Source organism: Haloferax gibbonsii, assembly GCF_001190965.1.
Classification (GTDB): Archaea; Halobacteriota; Halobacteria; order Halobacteriales; family Haloferacaceae; genus Haloferax; species Haloferax gibbonsii.
Genome location: NZ_CP011947.1, coordinates 1,353,611 through 1,371,284 on the forward strand (window position 1 = coordinate 1,353,611; position 17,674 = coordinate 1,371,284).

General features: G+C 69.4%; 19 protein-coding genes. 10 read left to right on the top strand and 9 right to left on the bottom strand.

Going from position 1 to position 17,674, the window contains the following annotated elements; translation table 11 throughout:
- Positions 1–25 precede the first annotated feature (25 nt).
- Positions 26–619: a sulfite oxidase-like oxidoreductase gene (locus ABY42_RS07155; protein WP_004977033.1), complete on the bottom strand. Its 594-nt coding sequence runs from the start codon at positions 617–619 to the stop codon at positions 26–28.
- 182 nt (positions 620–801) lie between these two features.
- Here ABY42_RS07155 and ABY42_RS07160 point away from each other — a divergent pair, with 182 nt between their 5' ends.
- The 3 genes from ABY42_RS07160 (at position 802) to ABY42_RS07170 (ending at position 3,148) form a co-directional block, all read left to right on the top strand.
- On the top strand, positions 802–1,014 hold the full coding sequence (locus ABY42_RS07160) for a ribbon-helix-helix domain-containing protein (RefSeq protein WP_004043463.1): 213 nt from the start codon (positions 802–804) through the stop codon (positions 1,012–1,014).
- 58 nt (positions 1,015–1,072) lie between these two features.
- Positions 1,073–1,351, top strand: coding sequence for a UPF0058 family protein (locus tag ABY42_RS07165; RefSeq protein WP_004977032.1), 279 nt, complete (start codon positions 1,073–1,075; stop codon positions 1,349–1,351).
- A gap of 144 nt (positions 1,352–1,495) precedes the next feature.
- Positions 1,496–3,148, top strand: coding sequence for a rhomboid family intramembrane serine protease (locus ABY42_RS07170; protein ID WP_004977031.1), 1,653 nt, complete (start codon positions 1,496–1,498; stop codon positions 3,146–3,148).
- Positions 3,149–3,199: 51 nt separating this feature from the next.
- Here the strand turns inward: ABY42_RS07170 and ABY42_RS07175 are convergent, their stop codons facing one another.
- From ABY42_RS07175 to ABY42_RS07185, 3 genes are all read right to left on the bottom strand, one after another.
- Positions 3,200–3,826, bottom strand: a complete 627-nt coding sequence (locus ABY42_RS07175; RefSeq protein ID WP_004977029.1) for an METTL5 family protein — start codon at positions 3,824–3,826, stop codon at positions 3,200–3,202.
- Positions 3,826–4,221: a hypothetical protein gene (locus ABY42_RS07180; protein WP_004977028.1), complete on the bottom strand. Its 396-nt coding sequence runs from the start codon at positions 4,219–4,221 to the stop codon at positions 3,826–3,828. Before ABY42_RS07180 ends, ABY42_RS07175 begins: the two co-directional genes overlap by 1 nt.
- Positions 4,222–4,435: 214 nt before the next feature.
- Positions 4,436–5,419 (bottom strand): lamin tail domain-containing protein, encoded by a 984-nt coding sequence (locus ABY42_RS07185; protein ID WP_050459059.1) that lies wholly within the window; start codon positions 5,417–5,419, stop codon positions 4,436–4,438.
- A gap of 141 nt (positions 5,420–5,560) precedes the next feature.
- On the opposite strand from ABY42_RS07185, the gene ABY42_RS07190 reads away from it, so the two are divergent.
- Entirely contained in the window at positions 5,561–6,514 is a 954-nt protein-coding gene (locus ABY42_RS07190) for a transcription initiation factor IIB (RefSeq protein WP_004043457.1), read from the top strand.
- A gap of 71 nt (positions 6,515–6,585) precedes the next feature.
- Here ABY42_RS07190 and ABY42_RS07195 read toward each other — a convergent pair whose 3' ends face one another.
- A complete protein-coding gene (locus ABY42_RS07195) occupies positions 6,586–8,229 on the bottom strand; it encodes a flippase activity-associated protein Agl23 (RefSeq protein WP_050459060.1) in 1,644 nt (547 codons plus the stop codon).
- 101 nt (positions 8,230–8,330) lie between these two features.
- Between ABY42_RS07195 and ABY42_RS07200 the strand changes: the two genes are divergently transcribed.
- The 3 genes from ABY42_RS07200 to ABY42_RS07210 all read left to right on the top strand — a co-directional run bounded on the left by ABY42_RS07200 (position 8,331) and on the right by ABY42_RS07210 (position 9,590).
- Positions 8,331–8,618, top strand: a complete 288-nt coding sequence (locus tag ABY42_RS07200) for a hypothetical protein (protein WP_004977025.1) — start codon at positions 8,331–8,333, stop codon at positions 8,616–8,618.
- 34 nt (positions 8,619–8,652) lie between these two features.
- Positions 8,653–9,138 (top strand): universal stress protein, encoded by a 486-nt coding sequence (locus ABY42_RS07205; RefSeq protein WP_004977024.1) that lies wholly within the window; start codon positions 8,653–8,655, stop codon positions 9,136–9,138.
- Positions 9,139–9,263: 125 nt separating this feature from the next.
- Positions 9,264–9,590, top strand: coding sequence for a 2Fe-2S iron-sulfur cluster-binding protein (locus ABY42_RS07210; RefSeq protein WP_004969999.1), 327 nt, complete (start codon positions 9,264–9,266; stop codon positions 9,588–9,590).
- A 123-nt stretch (positions 9,591–9,713) separates the two neighbouring features.
- On the opposite strand, the gene ABY42_RS07215 is transcribed toward ABY42_RS07210, so the two are convergent.
- Together ABY42_RS07215 and ABY42_RS07220 are read right to left on the bottom strand one after the other, a co-directional pair.
- Complete coding sequence (locus ABY42_RS07215; RefSeq protein ID WP_050459061.1) at positions 9,714–10,856, bottom strand: MBL fold metallo-hydrolase; 1,143 nt, start codon at positions 10,854–10,856, stop codon at positions 9,714–9,716.
- 66 nt (positions 10,857–10,922) lie between these two features.
- Positions 10,923–12,689, bottom strand: a complete 1,767-nt coding sequence (locus ABY42_RS07220) for a globin-coupled sensor protein (RefSeq protein WP_050459062.1) — start codon at positions 12,687–12,689, stop codon at positions 10,923–10,925.
- 136 nt (positions 12,690–12,825) lie between these two features.
- Here ABY42_RS07220 and ABY42_RS07225 point away from each other — a divergent pair, with 136 nt between their 5' ends.
- From ABY42_RS07225 to galK, 3 genes are all read left to right on the top strand, one after another.
- Positions 12,826–13,461 (top strand): hypothetical protein, encoded by a 636-nt coding sequence (locus tag ABY42_RS07225; protein ID WP_004977021.1) that lies wholly within the window; start codon positions 12,826–12,828, stop codon positions 13,459–13,461.
- A gap of 90 nt (positions 13,462–13,551) precedes the next feature.
- Positions 13,552–14,133: an MOSC domain-containing protein gene (locus ABY42_RS07230; RefSeq protein ID WP_050459063.1), complete on the top strand. Its 582-nt coding sequence runs from the start codon at positions 13,552–13,554 to the stop codon at positions 14,131–14,133.
- Positions 14,130–15,404 (top strand): galactokinase, encoded by a 1,275-nt coding sequence (gene galK / locus ABY42_RS07235; RefSeq protein WP_050459064.1) that lies wholly within the window; start codon positions 14,130–14,132, stop codon positions 15,402–15,404. Before ABY42_RS07230 ends, galK begins: the two co-directional genes overlap by 4 nt.
- Before the next feature lie 191 nt (positions 15,405–15,595).
- On the opposite strand, the gene ABY42_RS07240 is transcribed toward galK, so the two are convergent.
- Positions 15,596–16,834: a mandelate racemase/muconate lactonizing enzyme family protein gene (locus ABY42_RS07240; RefSeq protein ID WP_004977018.1), complete on the bottom strand. Its 1,239-nt coding sequence runs from the start codon at positions 16,832–16,834 to the stop codon at positions 15,596–15,598.
- Between the two features lie 76 nt (positions 16,835–16,910).
- A complete protein-coding gene (locus ABY42_RS07245) occupies positions 16,911–17,357 on the bottom strand; it encodes a luciferase domain-containing protein (RefSeq protein WP_004977017.1) in 447 nt (148 codons plus the stop codon).
- Between the last annotated feature and the right edge of the window lie 317 nt (positions 17,358–17,674).

Here is a 17,674-nt window from a genome sequence, read left to right on the forward strand (position 1 = left end):
CCGCCGAAAACGCTGGAAAATCAGCTCAGCTGTACCGCTCTTCGTTCCACGGATTCGCCGTGTTCGAGTAGCCGCGTTTCTCCCAGTAGCCGCGTTCGGGTTCGGTGAGGAACTCGACGCCCGAGACCCACTTCGCACCCTTGTAGGCGTACTTGTGCGGGGTGACGACCCGGAGGGGTCCGCCGTGGTCGGCGGGCAGGTCCTCGCCGTCGTAGCCCCAGACGAACATGACCTCGTCGCGCATGCACTGGTCGAGAGGCAGGTTCGTGGTGTAGCCGTCCATGGCGTGGAACATCACGTGGACCGCGTCGTCGTCGACGCCGACCGCGTCAGCGAGCGTCGGGAACGTGACGCCCTCGAACTCGCAGTCGAACTTGCTCCAGCCGGTGACGCAGTGGAAGTCCTGTACCTGCGTCTCGGAGGGGAGGTCGCGGAACTCGTCGAACGAGCGGTCCAGTTCGGTCTCGACCGCGCCCCACGCCTCGAACGACCACGTCTCCGGGTCCCACGAGGGCGTGCCGCTCTTGGAGAGCACGGGAAACCGCTGGGTCTCGCGTTGGCCCGGCGGGAGTCGGTCGTCGCCGAACTCCTCGTAGAGGTGGGTCACGTCGTTGGCCATGGTCGAATCTTCGGCCCGACGCACCTATCACTAACGACTCCGGACACCCGTCGGCGACCGGGGCGGCAGCCGCACTAACCGAACGTAAGCGGAGATTCGCGTTCGCCGGAACGACCTTCGGAAAACCCGAGTATTCCCCCGGTAGAGTTATATACGGCCCTTCCAAAGCGACGGACGTTCAGATGCCCAAAGTAGAGATTACCGTGCCGGAACACCTGGAGATGCAGATCGTCCAACTCGTCGAACAGGGCGAGTTCGTCAACCGCGACGAGGCCATCGAGGACCTGCTGTCGACCGGTATCCGCGCGTACAAGACCAGCGGTCCGATGTCCGACGAGGACCGCGCGTACGAAGACGACGGAATGATGGGCCACGAAGACGAGTACGTCTTCTGAGCCGAGTGACAGTATCCCCCAATAACGCTTAAACCGCCCTCGCGCCTAACCAACGCTCATGCACAAGGACGAACTGCTGGAGCTGCACGAACAGATGGTTATCATCAAGGACCACTTCTCGGCCCGCGACCACGTCGATTCGAGCCTGTTCGACCCCTACGACGAGCTCGCCGTCGAGCCCTCCCACGTCCACAAATCGAAAAGCGAGCACAAACACGCCGTGTTCGTGCTGGGGAACGCCCTCGCGACCGCGATGAGCGACGACGAGTTCTCCAGCGCGGGCCGCGTCGGCAAGCGCATGGAGGAACTGGCCGACGACGCCGAAGGGAAAATCTGAGCGGCCGTCCGCCGCAGCGCGCCCCGCGACCGACTGCCCGACGCTGAGCCGTCACCCGCCGTCGGATTCGTGTCGCTCGCTAGCACTTCTCAAGCAGTTCTCCGCGGGTTTCTTTATCACCCATTCGTACGACACAGGTAGCTAATGCTAGAGATACCGGGCTGGATACCGTTCCAGCGACTCGCCGCGCTCCTCGCGCTCCTCGCGGCCGCCGTCGCGCTCGCCGTCGTCGACAGACCGACTCGGCTCTCGGCGGCCCTCCGGCGGCGCTTCCTGTTCGGCCTCCCGCTCGGAACGCTCGTCAGCGTCGGCGGCGTCCTCCTCGTCTATCTCGTCGTGCAGGACGGCTGGTCGTCGTGGTACCGGCCCGTCGTCATCCCGTTCCGGGCGTGGTCGTACTTCTACCCGACCGGGATGCTGACCGCCGCGTTCGCTCACTCCAGCGCCGGCCACCTCGTCGGCAACCTCGTCGGCACGCTCACGCTCGCGCCGGTCGCGGAGTACGCGTGGGGACACTACCCGACGCGCCGCGGGTCCACCTCGTTCGGGTCGGCCCGCGAGAACCCCTACGTCCGGTCGCTCGTCGTCTTCCCCGCGGCCGTCGTCGGCGTGGGGCTTCTGACCTCCGTCTTCGCGCTCGGCCCGGTCGTCGGCTTCTCCGGCGTCGTGTTCGCGTTCGCCGGCTTCGCGCTCGTCTTCCGGCCGCTGGCGACCATCTTGGCGTTCGTCTCCGGGCGCGTCGTCAGCCTGTTTTACAACGCGATGCTGTCGCCCGAAGTCGTCTCGTCGGCCCGCCCCATCTTCTCGACGCCGTGGTGGTCCCAAATCGCCATTCAGGGCCACGCCATCGGCTTCCTGTTCGGCGTCCTCCTCGGCGTGTGGCTCAGCCACCGCCGCGAGGGGTCGAACCCGCCCGCCCTCCGGAGCTTCGCCGGCGTCCTCCTGTTTTCCGTGAGCGAGTCGCTGTGGGCGGTGTACTGGTACCGCGGCGGCGAGACCTACGTGCTGTTTCGCGCCGTCGGCTTCGCGCTCGTCGTCGCGCTCGCGACCATCGTCGCGCTGACCGTCGCGGCCTCCGACAAGCCGCTCCGCGAGTACGCACCCGACAACTCGGTGTTTTCGGCCCGCCGCTGGCAGGCCGGCCTCGCCGTTCTCCTCGTCGTCGTCGCGGCCCTGTCGGGGCCGGCGATGCTGTACAACACGTTCACCGCGAGCGGCGACGACCTGCCGGGCGAGAGCGTCTCGGTCAGGGACTACGACGTGACCTACGCCGAGGACGTGCCGAACGGGCTGACCGCCGTCTTCGACATCGAACTGTTCGGCGAGTCGACGACGACCAACACCTCCGGGGTCATCGTCAGAAGCGAGCGGCGCGGTATCTGGACGACGGCCGTCTCCACGAGTCGGCTGGCGTTCGACGGCGAGTCGGCGGTCAGGCTCGGCGGCCTCGGCTGGCGCGACCAGGTGACGGCGGTCCGCGACGGCTACGTCGTCTCGGGCGCGGGAACCGCCTACCGGGTGTTCCTCGTCGCCGACGGCGAGGCACGACTGGCCTACGAGACCGGGCCGGTCCGGGCCGAACCGGTCGTCGCCCGGCGGAACATCTCGGTCGTGCCGACGGCGACGGGCTACGACATACAGGTGTCGTCGGACAGCGGGACCGTCAGAGGACCGATGCCGACCGAGAACGCGAGCACGACGCTCGACGGCATCCGGTTCGTCCGCGAGAAGTCGTTCGTCTTCGCCGAGTCGCGGGGGACGAAAGTCCGAGTCGCGCGAAAAGAGACGTACAATTAGTCTGGGTCGGGGGTCGACGCGCGCGCCGACGACGGCGCGGTCACGGCCGCCTCACCACTCGATTCTGAACACTTCGGCGTCGAGCTGTCGGCGGTCCTCGTCGTGGAAGTCGAACTGGCGGTCGAGGTCGAACGTCGCCCGGAACGCGTCCGTGAGGTCGCCGCCCGCGTCGGCGACGAACGACTCGACGAACTCCTTGCTCCCCTCGTTGTGGACCGAGTAGGACACGTCGGCGACCGACGCGACCGATTCGAGGAAGGCGCGGTCGGCGTGTTCGTTACCTCGCTGCGCGCCGAACGGCGGGTTCATGAGCACCGTGACCTGCCGGTCGTCGGGGAGACAGAGCGGCAGGCGGGTCGCGTCGGCGCGAATCCAGTCGATGGGGGCGCTCGCGCCGACCCGGCGGGCGTTGTCCGTCGCGGTTTCGAGCGCCGCGTCGTCGAGTTCGACGCCGACGACGCGGGCGGGCGAGCGGAGCGCCGCACCGAGTCCGAGCATGCCGGTTCCGGAGCCCAAATCGAGGACCGTCGCGCCCTCGATGTCGCCGCGGAGGTCCGCGAGGTGGACGAGGTGCGCGGCGAGGTCCGGCGGCGTCGGGTACTGTTCGAGCGAGACCTTCGGGTTCTCGAAGCCGGCGACCACCGCCAACTGCGCCTCCAGCGCGGCCTTGGTTGCCATCAGCCGTCGATGGAACCTCGAAGCTCAAAAGCGACACCCTCGCGCCGGGCGCGCTCGCCGAGCGCCGCGAGCGCGGACTCGGCGTCGTCGGGGCGACAGCACTCCGCGACGTCGACGGCGACGCGCCCGACGCCGAGGAACGCGGCGGCGCGGACGTACTCGCGGAGGCGGTCGGACTCCGACTGCACCGCGAGGGGGTCGTCCTCGCAGAAGCGGGCTTCGACGGTGAGTTCGGCGGGGAGGTAGCCCTCCTCGGCGAGTCCGGCCTTCAGGTCGCGGAGGTGCGACGGGGCGGTCGACTCCAGCCCCGCGGCGTCGAGAACGACGGGAGTCAGGTCGGCGGGACGGCCGGCGACGAGTCCGGCTTCGACGGACGAGGATTCGAGCGTGCTCATGTTGCACACACATTTCCTTTGGTTATGTATATATCTTTGTAAATGCCCAGTAGTAATTCCTGCGCGTGGAATCCGCCGATGGCAGGGCGGTTCGCCACGCAGACATGACAGCCTAGAGAGTAATGTCCGTTGGTACCGTACTGCTTGTGGGGGCACACGCTCCGCCCCCATTCCCCCTGACCCCGCGGGGTGGTTCCGCCCGGAGCCGGCGACTCTACTCGTACGCGTACGCGAGCACTTCGGTTCCGGCGGCGTCCCGAATCGTGACCGTGTCGCCGCCGTTGTTCCACACCGCGCCGCCGCGACCCCAGTAGACGTCTTCATCGGTGTCGGTTCCCGAGCCCGTGTGGAGCGTCAGCGACGCGCCGGGGTCGAGTTCGGTCCCCTCGGCGAACGTGTAGGTCGCGCCCGCCGCGTCGGAGACGGTCCACCCCGAGAGGTCGACGGGGTCGTCGCCGTCGTTCCGGAGCGTGACGTACTCCTCGTTCAGGTTGTCGTTGTCGTTGCCGGGCGCGTCGGCGACGACCGAGACGGAGAGGCCGTCGTCGGTGGTCGCGTCCGCGCCGCCCGCGGCCGCGCCCTCGGTCGCGCAGGACCAGAGGCCGACCCCGCGCTCTCTGGCGTCGCGCTCGGCGCGCTCGTAGCGCTCGCGCTCCTCGAACGAACTCTCGTAGAGTCGGGCGTGGCCCTCGGTGATGAGGTCGTAGTTGAACTCCGCGCCGTCGACGACGACGTACGCGAGGAGCCGGCCGTAGTAGCCGCGCTCGCCCGCCTTCTCGTCGTATCGGAGCTCGACCGTCCGGTCGGCGAGCCGGGACTTCGCGTAGGCGCTCGCGTCCTCGCCCGCCGTGCGGAGGCAGGTCCGGCCGGCCTCGGTCTCGGGGACGCCCTCGAACTCGTCGGGCGTGTTCTCGGCGTGGACCTCCGGCGTGTCGACGCCGAGGAGCCGAACCGTCTCGCGCGCGCCGTCCGGCATGACGACCTTGATGGTGTCGCCGTCGACCACCTCGACCACCTCGACTGTCACGTCGCCTTCGGCGGCCGCGGTCGTCGGCGACCCCGACTGCGCCGTCGGCGATGCCGTCTCTGTCGCGGTCGATTCGACCGTCGTCGCCGCCCCCGCGCCGCCCCCGCCGAGACAGCCCGCGAGGACCGCGAGAACGACGACGACGAGTGTCGCGGTAGCACGTCTGACCATTCGATTCACCGTTAGTCAGGGAACTGTATAAGTAGCTGCGTCCGAGCCGCCCGAATCCGAGCTCGTCGAATCGCCAGACAGCGGCCTGTATCATATTTCTGTTACAAAGGTTTAAATTCACGCTCCACCAGAAACCTTTTAATGGAACGTCCGAGCCGGCAGCGTCAACGAGAGGAGGAGGCAACGGCACAAGAGGACGAGCAAGTCAACTGTCCGGAGTGTGGCTCTGACCAGATCGTCACGGACGCAGACCAGGGGGAGCTGGTGTGTGACGACTGCGGACTCGTCCTCGACGAGCGACAGATCGACCGCGGCCCGGAGTGGCGGGCGTTCAACCACTCCGAGCGGCAGTCGAAGTCGCGCGTCGGTGCGCCTATCACGGAGACGATGCACGACCGGGGGCTGACGACGACCATCGACTGGAAGGACAAAGACGCCTACGGTCGCTCGCTTTCGTCCGAGAAGCGGTCGCAGATGCACCGCCTGCGCAAGTGGCAAGAGCGCATCCGCACGAAAGACGCCGGCGAGCGCAACCTCCAGTTCGCGCTCAGCGAAATCGACCGCATGGCCTCGGCGCTCGGCGTCCCGCGGTCGGTCCGCGAGGTCGCCTCGGTCATCTATCGCCGCGCGCTCAACGAGGACCTGATTCGGGGGCGCTCCATCGAGGGCGTCGCCACCTCGGCGCTCTACGCCGCCTGCCGTCAGGAAGGCATCCCGCGCTCGCTCGACGAAGTCGCGGAAGTGTCGCGCGTCCCGCAGAAGGAAATCGGTCGCACGTACCGCTACATCTCCCAGGAACTCGGCCTCGAACTCAAGCCCGTCGACCCCAAGCAGTTCGTCCCGCGGTTCGCCTCCGCGCTCGACCTCTCCGAGGAGGTCCAGGCCAAGGCGACCGAAATCATCGACGTGTCCGCCGAGCAGGGGCTTCTCTCCGGGAAGTCGCCGACCGGCTTCGCCGCCGCCGCAATCTACGCCGCCTCGCTTCTCTGCAACGAGAAGAAGACCCAGCGCGAGGTCGCGGACGTGGCGCAGGTGACGGAAGTCACCATCCGGAACCGCTACCAAGAACAGATCGAAGCGATGGGCTTCCGCTGAGCGTCGGCCCGCCGACCCGACCCGCGACCCGGCTCACCGTCACCGACTGACGACGTCGACGACACGCAGTTTTAGTTTTTCACGAACACCACGACCGGCCGGCCCCAGAGGCCGGTGTCGTACTGGTGTGCGACGTAGCCGTCGAGGAGCGGCGCGACCGTCCCGCGCTCGTCGGCGGGCGCGATGACTACCGGCGGAACCGACGACCGAGATTCGAGCGCCTCGGGCGTCGCCGCCGACGTCGAGTCGGCGCCGATTCGCTCGACGTACCACGCCATCGGGAGCTGTTCGCCCCACGAGTCGGGGACCGGCGGATAGTCGGCCGCGCCGTCGGCGACGTACATCGAACTGCCGTAGTAGAGCACCTCAGGCCCCTCGTCGTCGGTCGGCCCGACCCACGCCGAAAGGTTGTCGCGGAACGACGAGAACTCGCTGGACGGCTGTGCGAAGTGCGCGAGTTCGGTGTCGCGGTCGCTCGGGCCGTACACCTCGGTCGTCGCCACCGCGCCGGTCTGGGCGACGAGCGCGAGCAGGACGATGACCGCGGCCGCGACGCGGGGCACGTCCCGCGAGTCGAACGCGCTGCGACCCCAGCGGACGAGCGCCGCGAGGCCGATACCCGCCGGGAGCGCGAGCGGGGCGACGACGTAGACGCCGAGCCACGGCGCGGACACCTCGGTCAGCATGGGGACGAACGCCAGCGACGCGCCGGCCCAGTAGACCGCCGCCGACACCTCAGAACGCGGCCCGCCGGCCGTGTAGCGGTCGACGAGGAAGACCGCCGCGCCGAGGAGGACGACCGGGAGCGCCGCGAGCGCGAGCGCGCCGAGGAGGTCGCCGAAGTACGGGAGATACTCGTGGGTTCCCTCCGGGTAGCGGTCGACGACGCGGACGCCGACGAAGCGACGGACCGAGCCGAACAGCGCCGCGTCGATTGCGCCGAGAATCGTCCCCGGCGTGTAGAGCCCCGCGCCGTCGGTGTCGCCCGCCCGCGGGGCGAACGCGAAGACGTAGAGTCCGACGAAAACGAGGAGCGCGCGGGCCGCGGGGGTCGCCGCGCCGCGGAGTCGGGCGGCGTACTCGCCGAGGCGCATCGCGGCCGGTCGCGCCGACGGGAGAAGCGCCGCGTGGTCGAACACCAAGAGGCCGGCGACGGCGAGACAGCCGAGGGCGACGACGCCGAGCCCCGACGAGGCGACGGCGAGCGCGACGGCCGCGGCGAGTCCGTAGGCGTTGCGCCGCCCCGCGCCGTCGACGAGACGGACCGCGAAGCCGAAGGCGACGAGCGCGAAGCCGACCGCGAGCACGTCGCCGCGGGCGAACCGGCCGTAGTAGACGAGAATCGGGTTCGCCGCGAGGACGGCCGCGAACCCGACGGTCTCGTCGGCGGCGAGGCGGCCGCGGAAGAGGAGCGCCGCGAGCGGGAGGGCCGCGCCGAACAGCGCGAAGGGGAGGCGGAGCGCGAAGTCGGTCGCGCCGAAGAGGGCGATCGACGGCCGCGAGAGGTGATAGACGAGCGGGCCGCCGGCGACGGGGCGGTACGAGAAGAAGCCGGTTTCGAGCGACCGGAGGCTCCAGTAGCCGACGCGGGCCTCGTCCCAGTGGAGCGGCCGGTCGCCGAGTCCGACGAGGCGGACGACGAGCGCCGCGGCGGCGAGCGCGACGACGGCGAGCGTCGTTCGGTCGGGTCGCCGCCCGACGCGGGAGGGAATCATGGGATGACGTGGCGCGCCGGACGGCAGAAAGGTTACGACTTGGAAGGCCGGCGGCCCGCCCCTTCGAAAGCGTCATCCCCGCCGACCGGTAGCACTCGGATATGTCGCTCATCGAGTCGCTACCCGCTCGCCCCCTCGAACCGCAGGAGCTGACGTCTCTGAACCGCGCCGACGCGTTCGACCTCGTCGTCGCCGTCGAGGACGACGGCCCCGCCCGCAGCCTGCTTTTCGCCACCGAGGCGTGGGTCAAGGCCGCCGCCTACGAGGACGACGCCGGCTGGTCGGTCGTCGAGACGGTCGAACTCGACGAGGAGACCGAGCGAATCGACGGACTGCGGGCGTGCGAGGAGGCCATCCTGTCGTTCCGAGACGACGGGAACGAGGAGTAGTATTAACCGCGTTCCGAACTAAGTACAATTTATCATGTACAGCGAAATCCTCGTCCCGACCGACGGAAGCAGGGCCGCCGAACGCGCCATCGACCACGCCCTCGACCTCGCGACGACGTACGACGCGCGGATTCACGCGCTGTACGTCATCGACACCAGCATCTACACCTCGCTCGACGCCGGCGCGGACGTGGTCATCGACGCCCTCGAACGGGAGGGCGACGCCGCGACCCGACACGTCGGCGAGGCCGCAGAGGAAGCCGGTGTCGACGTGCAGGCCGAGGTCGTCACCGGGACCGCCTACCGCTCCATCCGGGAGTACATCGACGACCACGACATCGACCTCGTCGTCATGGGTACCCACGGGCGCACGGGGCTGAGCCACTACCTCCTCGGGAGCGTCACCGAACGCGTCGTCCGCACCTCGCCGGTCCCGGTGCTCACCATCCGACTGGACGACGAGGACGAAGAAGACGACGCTGACGAGAGCGCGGACGCGGACGCCGAAGCCGCGGAGTAGCCCGAACTCGGGCGCGAGTCGCGCGTTCCCGACTCGTTCGGCAGCCTGCTCCGACCGCGCGGTCGGCGACGAGGTCGCCGCGACTTTGATAAACAGTTTTGGTGCGGTCGCTCATACGCCGCGGTATGACCGAGTACACCGTCGAGTTCGTCGGCACGGGCGAGACCATCACCGTATCCGACAAGCAGACCATCCTCAAGGCCTGTATCGAGGAGGGCATCGCACAGGAGTACTCCTGCCGCGTCGGGATGTGCCTCGCCTGCTCCGCCGAGATTCTCGAAGGCGACGTCACCCAGCCCGCCGCCCGCGGGCTGACCGACGAGGAGGCAGAGCGGTTCGCCCTCACCTGCATGGCCCGCCCGCAGAGCGACCTCAAACTCGACCGCGGCGTCTACCCGCCGAGCATCGAAGGCGACGCCGCGGCCGCCGGCACCGCCGCCGACGACGACTGACGACGGGTACTCTCCGGGGCCGGCGCGCCGGCCCGCGTTTCTCCGTTTCGTACCGAGTCACCGAGCCGATGCGTCGGCCCGACGCGTCGGACCGACGCACTCGCTCGGCCCGCGGACCGCGCCTCACGCCTCGCTCGTCGCCGCGCAGTTGTTCGGCCCCAACTCGACTTCGAACGCCTCCTCGTCCGACAGCGAGTCCCGACCGAGGTTCGTCTCGATGATTCGCTCGTAGTTTGCCGGCCGCGGCGGCATGTCCGAACAGACGAACGAGACGAACGCCGCCTCGTCCATCGAGAGCGCCCCGAGTCGGTCCCGGAGCGCCCCGAGTTCCGCGACGTACGCGCCGCTTCCGTCCGGGACCGTCCGCGGGCCGTAGTGTGCGGGCGCGACCCGCGTGTCGTCCGTGAACTCGCCGTACCGCTCCGTGAGCGTCGCGTGGAGCCGCCTCGCGGCGTCGGGCGCGCCCTCGTCGCCGTCTTCGAGGTCCGGGCGCGCGACGCTCTCTAGGAAGAGGCTGTCGCCCGCAAAGAGCAGGTCGCCGAGGCGGAACGCGGTCATCTCGGTCGTGTGTCCCGGCGCGTGGACGGCGACGAGTTCCGCGTCGCCGACGCTGATGGTCTCGCCGTCCGCGACGAGTCGCGCGTCGAAGTCGAGGCCGCGGTCTGTCGCGCCCGCCGGGAGGACGACGGTCGCGCCGGTTCGCTCGGCGACGGCGCTGACGCCGCTGACGTGGTCGGCGTGGACGTGGGTGTCGACGGCGGCGACGACCTCAGCGCCGCGCTCGCGGGCGTCTTCGACGTACCGCCCCGCGAACGCCCGAAGCGGGTCGACGACGACCGCCTCGTCGCCGGCGACGACGAGATAGGCGAGACAGCCGCTGGAGGGGCGGTCGTACTGGAGAACCGTCGCGTCCGCGGTTCCGACGGGGAGTTCGCGGGCGCGATAGACGCGCGCCCAGCCGTCCATTCCCGTTTCGAGATTCTCCGCGGGGACACCGGCCTCGGAGAGCAACTCGGCGACGTGCGCGCTCGACCGACCCTCCGCGCAGACGACGACCACGGGCGAGGGGGCGTCTTCGAACCCCGCCGTGAGTTCGGAGACCGTCCCGCGAATCTCGGCCTGCGTGAAGCGAATCGCCGGAATCTGGGTCGCGGTCACGGCCGGGCCGTCGACGCGCCACGCCTCGAACTCGTCGCGGTCGCGCACGTCGAGAATCGCCGTCGGGTCGCCGCGGGCGAGTCGGGCCGACAGTTCCTCGGGAGTCATACGCACACGATACGCGCGCCGGGCGGAAGAACGCTACGCGGACCGAAGAGAGAACAGTGACCCGCGCTACTCCGACGTTCCGCCGTCGTTGCTCAGGCGTCTCGATGGCGGTTCGTCGAAGCCGGACTCGTCGAGGACGCCGGCCGGCGGGCCGTCGACACCGCCGGTTGTCGGAGTGTCGGAGTTCGGTTCGAGGGGCGTGCCCGCCCCGCCGGCGCCGCCCGTCTCGCCGCCGCCGAGTCGCGCGGCCGCGTCGCGAATCGAGAGCACCTGTTCGGTCTGCGAGCGGTTGGCGTCGGCGATTTCGCCGATTTGGTCCGACACCGCGGTCGCGCGCTCCGTCGCGTCGTCGACCATACCGGCGATTTGCTCGGCGCTCTCGGCCTGGTCGTCGGTCGCCGAGGCGACCTCGCCGACGCCGACGGTCGCCTGCTCGACCGCCGCCGAGATGTCAGAGAGACTTCGCATCACGTCCTCGCCGCGGTCGATGCCGTCGTAGAGCCGGCCGGTCGTCTGCGAGAGGCTCTCGATGGTCTCCCTCGCCTCGGACTGGATGTTGCCCACCGTGCCCTCGACCTCGGCGGCGCGGGCCTGCGACTCCTCCGCGAGGTTCTTGACCTCGCTGGCGACGACGGCGAAGCCCTCGCCCGCGTCGCCGGCGCGGGCAGCCTCGATGGAGGCGTTGAGCGCGAGCAGGTTCGTCTGTTCGGCGATGTCGTTGATGGCGTCGAGCACCTCGTCTATCTCCGCGATTTGGTCGTGGAGTTGCTGGACGTCCTCGGAGGCCGTCTCGGCGGCCTCGCTCACGTCGCGCATCACGTCGATGGCCTCGTCGGCCGCGTCCTCGCCCTCGGCGGCGCGCGTGGCGGCGTCGGCGCTGGTCCGCTCGACCTCCTCCGCGGTCGCCGCAATCTCCTCGACGGTCGCGCTCATGTCCGACACCTCGGCGGCGACCGTCGCCATGTCGTCGGCCTGCGCCCGCGCCGTGGTCTCGATGTCGTCGGTTCGCTCCGTGACCTCCTCGGAGGTCCGCAGGAGCGACTCGACCGGCTCGCTCACGTCGGCTTCGACCTCGTTTGCGAGGGCGCGTCGGCGCTCGGCCGCCTCCCGCGCGGCCTGACTGTACGAGTGGATGTACGTCTCCATCGCCACCTGCTGGTCGAGAGACAGGAGCTTCAACACGGGGAGGATGCGCGCGACGACCTCGTCGACGGCGTCTTCGACCCGGTCGTCGCCGCCGCGGAGCCCGCCTGAGACGCCGGCCGCGCCGCCGAGGAGCCCGGAAAGCAGACCGCCACCGTCCTCAGCGTCGCCCGCACCGTCGCCGTCTGCGCCGGACTCGTCGCCGACCGTCCGCCCGCCGCCGGTGAACTCGGCTTTCACCTCGTCCGCGACGGCACCGAGAATGCCCTCGTAGTAGACCGAGTACGCGCCGAGGTAGAACTTCGGCCCGAGGTCTATCATGTCGTGTAACTTCCCGATTCGCGCCCGCTTCGCGAAGTAGTCCTCGCCGTACTCCCCGCGGCCGAGTTCGCGGAGGTACGCCGCCTGGTCGGCCTGCAGCATCTCCGTGTTCTTCGTCGAGCGACCGAAGAACGTCGTCGCCGCCGCGTGTTCGCCGAGGTGGTCGTAGAACTCCGCGGCGAACTCGTCCGCGAACTCGTCGAAGAGCGGTTGAAGGTCGCTCAATCGTCGCTCGTCCGCCGCCGAGAGGCGAACGAACGACTTCCGGCGGTCGATTTCCGCCGCATCGATGTCCAGTTCTGAGAGTAGCGCATCCCCGTCGACACGCGCTCGCGCGTTGGCGTCGACTGGTGCCGAGGAGTTCGTCATACCCGTTCCCAATAGGTTCCAGTATTTCAAGCCTCACCGCGGAGTATCACGAATGATACCGGAACTGATTGCCGTGAGAATCCCACATTCGTGGACCGGTCCGAATGTTCAGGTGACTGGCGGACCGATGAACGGTATGGACGCCGATTCGTTCCGCGAGTCAGTCGAGGCGGCGAAACGGACGCAACTCGACCGACTCGGCTCGTCGAAGCTCCTGTTAGCGCTGACCGATGCGGACCTCTCCGAACCGGCGGTGCTCCGCGCCGCCGCGTACTCCGAGCACGCGGCCCGCGGGACGTTCGAGGCGTGGGCCGACGACGAGCCCGACGACGACGCGAGAGCCGCCTTCGAGGCCACCGCGGCCCAAGAGGCCGAGCACCTCGACCGCGTCCTCGACGCGCTCGACGAGGAGGTCGACCTCCCGGACGAACCGGGCGTGATGCACGCGTACCTCCGCGGGCGCGAAGACACGGTCGAGCGGGCCGCCGCCGGGATGGTCGGCCGCGGCCTCGTCTCGGTTCGGACCCACACGCAGGTCATCGGCTTCTTCGTCAACGAGGCCGACGAGCCCCGCGCCGACCTCTTCCGCGAGTTGAAAGCCGAGACCGAAGAGACGCTCGCGACCGGTCTCGACCTCTTGGCCGAGCGCTGCGAGAGCGACGACGACTGGGAGCGCGCCCGGATGGTCGCCGAGTACGTCGTCCAACTGGCGTACGACGACTACGCCGACGGCCTCGCCGAACTCGGCGTCGACCCGAAGCCGCTCTGCTGAGTCGGCTCGGTTCGGCGCTTCGGACCCCGGACTGCACCGCCGCGCCCCGCCGACCCAACCTATTCGTGTCCCGGAGTGGTAGCCGGAGGTATGACTTCCGAGGTTCGCGGACGCGTCGAGGCGCTGTACACCGCGCCGTCGAAGGGCGAGCCGATGGTCTCCCACGAGACCGTCGCGGTCGCCGAGGGCGGTATCGAGAGCGACCGCTACTTCGACGGCGACGGCTTCTACTCGGCGACCGACGGCTGTCAGGTGACGCTCGTCGACGCCGCGGTGCTGGACGACGCGAAGCGCGAGTACGACCTCGACCTCTCGGCCGGCGAGCACCGCCGGAACGTCGTCGTCCGCGGCGTCGACCTCGACGCCCTCCTCGACGCGACGTTCGAACTCGGCGGGGCCGAACTCCGCGGGACGAAGCGCAGACCGCCCTGCGCGCACCTCGCGGACCTCGTCGGCGACGACGTGGGCGACGCCCTCCGCGAGTCCCGCGGCGGCATCTGCGCGGACGTGCTTTCGCCCGGCCGGGTCGCCGTCGGCGACGACCTCCGCGTGACCGAGGCGAACCCGCGCGAACTGGGTCGGCAGATAGCCCACCGTCTCGGCGGCGAGGCCGTCGCGGCCGACGAAGACGCGACGAGCGCCGAGGAACCGCACGGAGACGGCCACGTATGACCGGCGACGACGATGCTGACGACGCGGTGACCGACGACGCCGGAACGCCGGTCGAGCGCGCGAAGACCGCTCTCGCGGCGCTCAGAGCCGGCGGCGACGCCTCCGATTCCGATTCGACTTCGACCCCGGAGCCGACGGAGCCTGCGAATCTGACGGTCGCCGTCGCCCCCGGTCGCGTGAACCTCGTCGGCGGCCACACCGACTACAACGACGGCCTCTGTCTCCCGATGGCCGTCGACCGCCACGTCGCGGTCGCGGCCCGCCCGCGAGACGACGACCGGCTCCGCGTCCGCGCCGCCGACTTCGACGAGACGGCCGAACTCGCCCCCGACGACGACCCCGATGGGTGGGCCGCCTACGTCGCCGCGGTCGCGCGCGTCCTCCGCGAGGACGGCCCCGTCGGCGGCGCGGACCTCGCCATCGCCTCCGACGTGCCCACGGGCGCGGGCCTCTCCTCGTCGGCCGCGCTCGAACTCGCAGTCGGCCGCGTGCTTCTCGCGGTCTCCGGGCGCGACCTCCCGACCGCCGACCTCGCGCTGGCGTGCTGGCGGGCCGAGGTCGAGGGCGTCGGCGTCGAGTGCGGCATCCTCGACCAGTTCTCCGCGGCGCTGTGCGAGGCCGACTCGGCGCTCTTTCTCGACTGCCGAACCCGCGAGTTCGAGTCGGTGCCCGTCGGCGACGACGTCGGCGTCCTCGTCATCGACACCGGCGTCTCCCACGAACTGACCGAGTCGGGCTACAACGACCGCGTCCGCGAGTGCGCGGCGGCGCTCGACCGCCTCCGGGAGCGCGCCGGCCGCGACCTCGACTCCCTCCGGGACGTGGACCGAGACCTCCTCGACGCCCACGCCGACGCGCTGGAGTCGATACACCGCCGCCGGGTTCGACACGTCGTGACGGAAAACGAGCGCGTCCGTCGCGCCCGCGACGCGCTCGCTGCCGGCGACCTCGACCGCGTCGGCGACGCGATGCTCGCGGCCCACGAGAGCCTGCGCGACGACTACGAGGTGAGCTGTCCGGAGCTCGACGCGGCGGTCGAACTCGCCGCCGAGACGCCGGGCGTCTACGGCGCGCGGATGACCGGCGGCGGCTTCGGCGGGAGCGCGGTCGCGCTGGTCGACGGCGACGCCCTCGACCGGGCGGCGCGCGCGATTCGAGACGCCGCCCCCGAGCGCGTCGGCCCCGACGCCAACGTGTTCGCCTGTCGACCCTCCGGTGGCGTTCGGCTGGTCGACGAGGAGCGAGGGGACGAGCCGACGGCTCCGCGTTGAGCCTCGGAAAAATCGGAAGCCAGTCTGTGAGTTCGGGTTCGATTCGTCGAATGAGGCGAATCAGAGATTCGCCGATTCGACTTCGGCTTACGCCTCGTCGAACAGCGCAGCACTCCGTGCTGCTGGCTCGACGAGTCGTTTCACTCCTCGTCGAATCGCGCCGAGCGAAGCTCGACTGATTCGACTTCGGCTTACGCCTCGTCGAACAGCGTCTCGCCGTCGACCATGTGTTCTTCGACGGTGTCCATGTCCAGCGTCACGCCGAGGCCCGGCTTCTCCGGAATCTCGATGTAGCCGTCCTCGATGACCGTCTCCTCGACGAGGTCGCCCCACCAACCCAGCTCGTAGGAGTGGTACTCGACCGCCAGCGAGTTCGGAATCGCCGTGCCGACGTGCGCGGAGGCCATCGTCGCCACCGGCGACGAGACGTTGTGCATCGCGACCGGCACGTAGTACTGGTTCGCCACGTCCGCGATTTTCTGCGTCTCGCGCATCCCGCCGACCTTCGGCATGTCGGGCGCGACGATGTCCACGGCCTGCTTCTCGATGAGCCGACGAAGCTCCGTCACGCGGTAGCGGTTCTCGCCGACCGTGATGGGCGTGAGCGTGGACTTCGTGACCTCCTCCTGCACGTCGAGGTTCTCCGGCGGCACGGGGTCTTCGAGCCACCACACGTCGTAGTCTTCGAGCGCGGCGGCGAGGCGCTTGGCGCTGCCGCCCGAGAACGTCCAGTGGCAGTCGAACGCCACGTCGGCCTTGTCTTTGACGCGCTCCGTCACCTTCTCGACGATTTCGGCCTTGTGCCGAATCTCGCCGGGTCGCAGGTGGCGGTTCGCGCGGTCCTTCTCGAAGCCGGAGGGCACGTCGAGGTCGAACTTCAGCGCGTCGTAGCCGAGCTCGTCGACGACGCGCTCTGCCTCGTCGGCGCACGCTTCGGGGTCGGCCTCCTCTTCGGTGTGGCAGTCGCAGTAGACGCGGACCTTGTCGCGGTACTTCCCGCCGAGAAGCTGATAGGCGGGGATGTCGAGAATCTTGCCCGCGAGGTCGTGCAGCGCGATTTCGATGCCCGCGATGGCGGTGACCGTGACGCCCTCGACGGAGCCCTCACCGGACATCTTCTGGACGAGGTGCTCGTACAGGCGGTCGATGTCGAGGGGGTTCTCGCCGATGACGAACGGCTTCATGCGCTCGATGAGTTCGGGCACGCCCGCGCCCCAGTAGGCCTCGCCGGTGCCGACGACGCCCGCGTCGGTGTAGATGCGGACGAGCGTCCACGGGAAGTTGCCGTCGACCATCGTCGTCTGCACGTCGGTGATTTCGACGTCGCGGCCGCCGCCGCGCTTGGCCGTCACGCCCATCGTCTCCGCCGACAGCTCTCGCATCGTGTACTCCGCGTTCGGATCGTGCAACTCCGCGTAGTTCTTACCCATGTAGAGTGGTTTACTCGGACGTTAGTAAAGTTTTTCCGACCGAGACATATCCCCGCTCGGGACTCGCGGGAACAGGTCAGACCGGCGCGCGTCGGTCGAGCGTGTCGCGGAACGTCTCTCGGACGAGCGCGTCGAGGTCGGCGGGGAGGCCGAGTCGCCGGAGGTCGGTGTCGGGGTCAATCGCCGGGTCGAGGTCGACGCCGCGGCGGCGGAGCGCGAGCAGTCGCCAGAGGTACGCGAGCCTGAGCAGGCGCATCGCGCCCGGCACGTCGGCGGCGCTCCGGACGCGGTAGGTCACCCACGCCGAGTCGGGGAGCACGTGGTGCGGGTCCGCGAGGCCGTCGGTGAGGAGCACGTCGCGGACGCGTTTCGTGAGCGCGAGGTCGACGACGCCGGCGTCGTGGACGTGGCCGATCTCCCGGCCGGCGACGAGGAACTCCGTTCCCCCGAAGCGGTGCGGCGCGGTCTCGACGCCGGGCCACCGCGAGACCCGCGAGACGATTCTGTCGATGGAGGTAGTCATTCGGTGAATGTACGCGTTCCGAGGAGATAACTGCGAAGTCGGACCGGCGGGAGGTGTCGGGCCAGACACCGTCCGTCAAACGCTCCGTAGTCGGGCGATAACCACAGGATTTCCAGACATTCAGTTCACGGTGAGAGTCAACCGAAAATAGACACTCAGACCGGCGCGGTATTCGCGTATTAACACGGGTTAGGAACGCGAATTTTCGCGTCCCGCGACGACTTCGCGTCGGGCCCCCGTCGCGGGGCGCGCTCTCAGACCGACGGAATCCCGAACTACCGCGGCGTCCGGGGTAGACGATTCGTAACGAAAGCCTC

Coding starts and splice junctions, on each gene's coding strand:
- ABY42_RS07215 (WP_050459061.1), bottom strand. CDS start 10,856: ATGACTCCCGAGGAACTGTCGGCCCGACTCGCCCGCGGCGACCCGACG.
- ABY42_RS07205 (WP_004977024.1), top strand. CDS start 8,653: ATGTACAGCGAAATCCTCGTCCCGACCGACGGAAGCAGGGCCGCCGAA.
- ABY42_RS07160 (WP_004043463.1), top strand. CDS start 802: ATGCCCAAAGTAGAGATTACCGTGCCGGAACACCTGGAGATGCAGATC.
- ABY42_RS07185 (WP_050459059.1), bottom strand. CDS start 5,419: ATGGTCAGACGTGCTACCGCGACACTCGTCGTCGTCGTTCTCGCGGTC.
- ABY42_RS07220 (WP_050459062.1), bottom strand. CDS start 12,689: ATGACGAACTCCTCGGCACCAGTCGACGCCAACGCGCGAGCGCGTGTC.
- ABY42_RS07245 (WP_004977017.1), bottom strand. CDS start 17,357: ATGACTACCTCCATCGACAGAATCGTCTCGCGGGTCTCGCGGTGGCCC.
- ABY42_RS07240 (WP_004977018.1), bottom strand. CDS start 16,834: ATGGGTAAGAACTACGCGGAGTTGCACGATCCGAACGCGGAGTACACG.
- ABY42_RS07165 (WP_004977032.1), top strand. CDS start 1,073: ATGCACAAGGACGAACTGCTGGAGCTGCACGAACAGATGGTTATCATC.
- ABY42_RS07210 (WP_004969999.1), top strand. CDS start 9,264: ATGACCGAGTACACCGTCGAGTTCGTCGGCACGGGCGAGACCATCACC.
- ABY42_RS07180 (WP_004977028.1), bottom strand. CDS start 4,221: ATGAGCACGCTCGAATCCTCGTCCGTCGAAGCCGGACTCGTCGCCGGC.
- ABY42_RS07225 (WP_004977021.1), top strand. CDS start 12,826: ATGGACGCCGATTCGTTCCGCGAGTCAGTCGAGGCGGCGAAACGGACG.
- ABY42_RS07170 (WP_004977031.1), top strand. CDS start 1,496: ATGCTAGAGATACCGGGCTGGATACCGTTCCAGCGACTCGCCGCGCTC.
- ABY42_RS07155 (WP_004977033.1), bottom strand. CDS start 619: ATGGCCAACGACGTGACCCACCTCTACGAGGAGTTCGGCGACGACCGA.
- ABY42_RS07190 (WP_004043457.1), top strand. CDS start 5,561: ATGGAACGTCCGAGCCGGCAGCGTCAACGAGAGGAGGAGGCAACGGCA.
- galK (WP_050459064.1), top strand. CDS start 14,130: ATGACCGGCGACGACGATGCTGACGACGCGGTGACCGACGACGCCGGA.
- ABY42_RS07230 (WP_050459063.1), top strand. CDS start 13,552: ATGACTTCCGAGGTTCGCGGACGCGTCGAGGCGCTGTACACCGCGCCG.
- ABY42_RS07195 (WP_050459060.1), bottom strand. CDS start 8,229: ATGATTCCCTCCCGCGTCGGGCGGCGACCCGACCGAACGACGCTCGCC.
- ABY42_RS07200 (WP_004977025.1), top strand. CDS start 8,331: ATGTCGCTCATCGAGTCGCTACCCGCTCGCCCCCTCGAACCGCAGGAG.
- ABY42_RS07175 (WP_004977029.1), bottom strand. CDS start 3,826: ATGGCAACCAAGGCCGCGCTGGAGGCGCAGTTGGCGGTGGTCGCCGGC.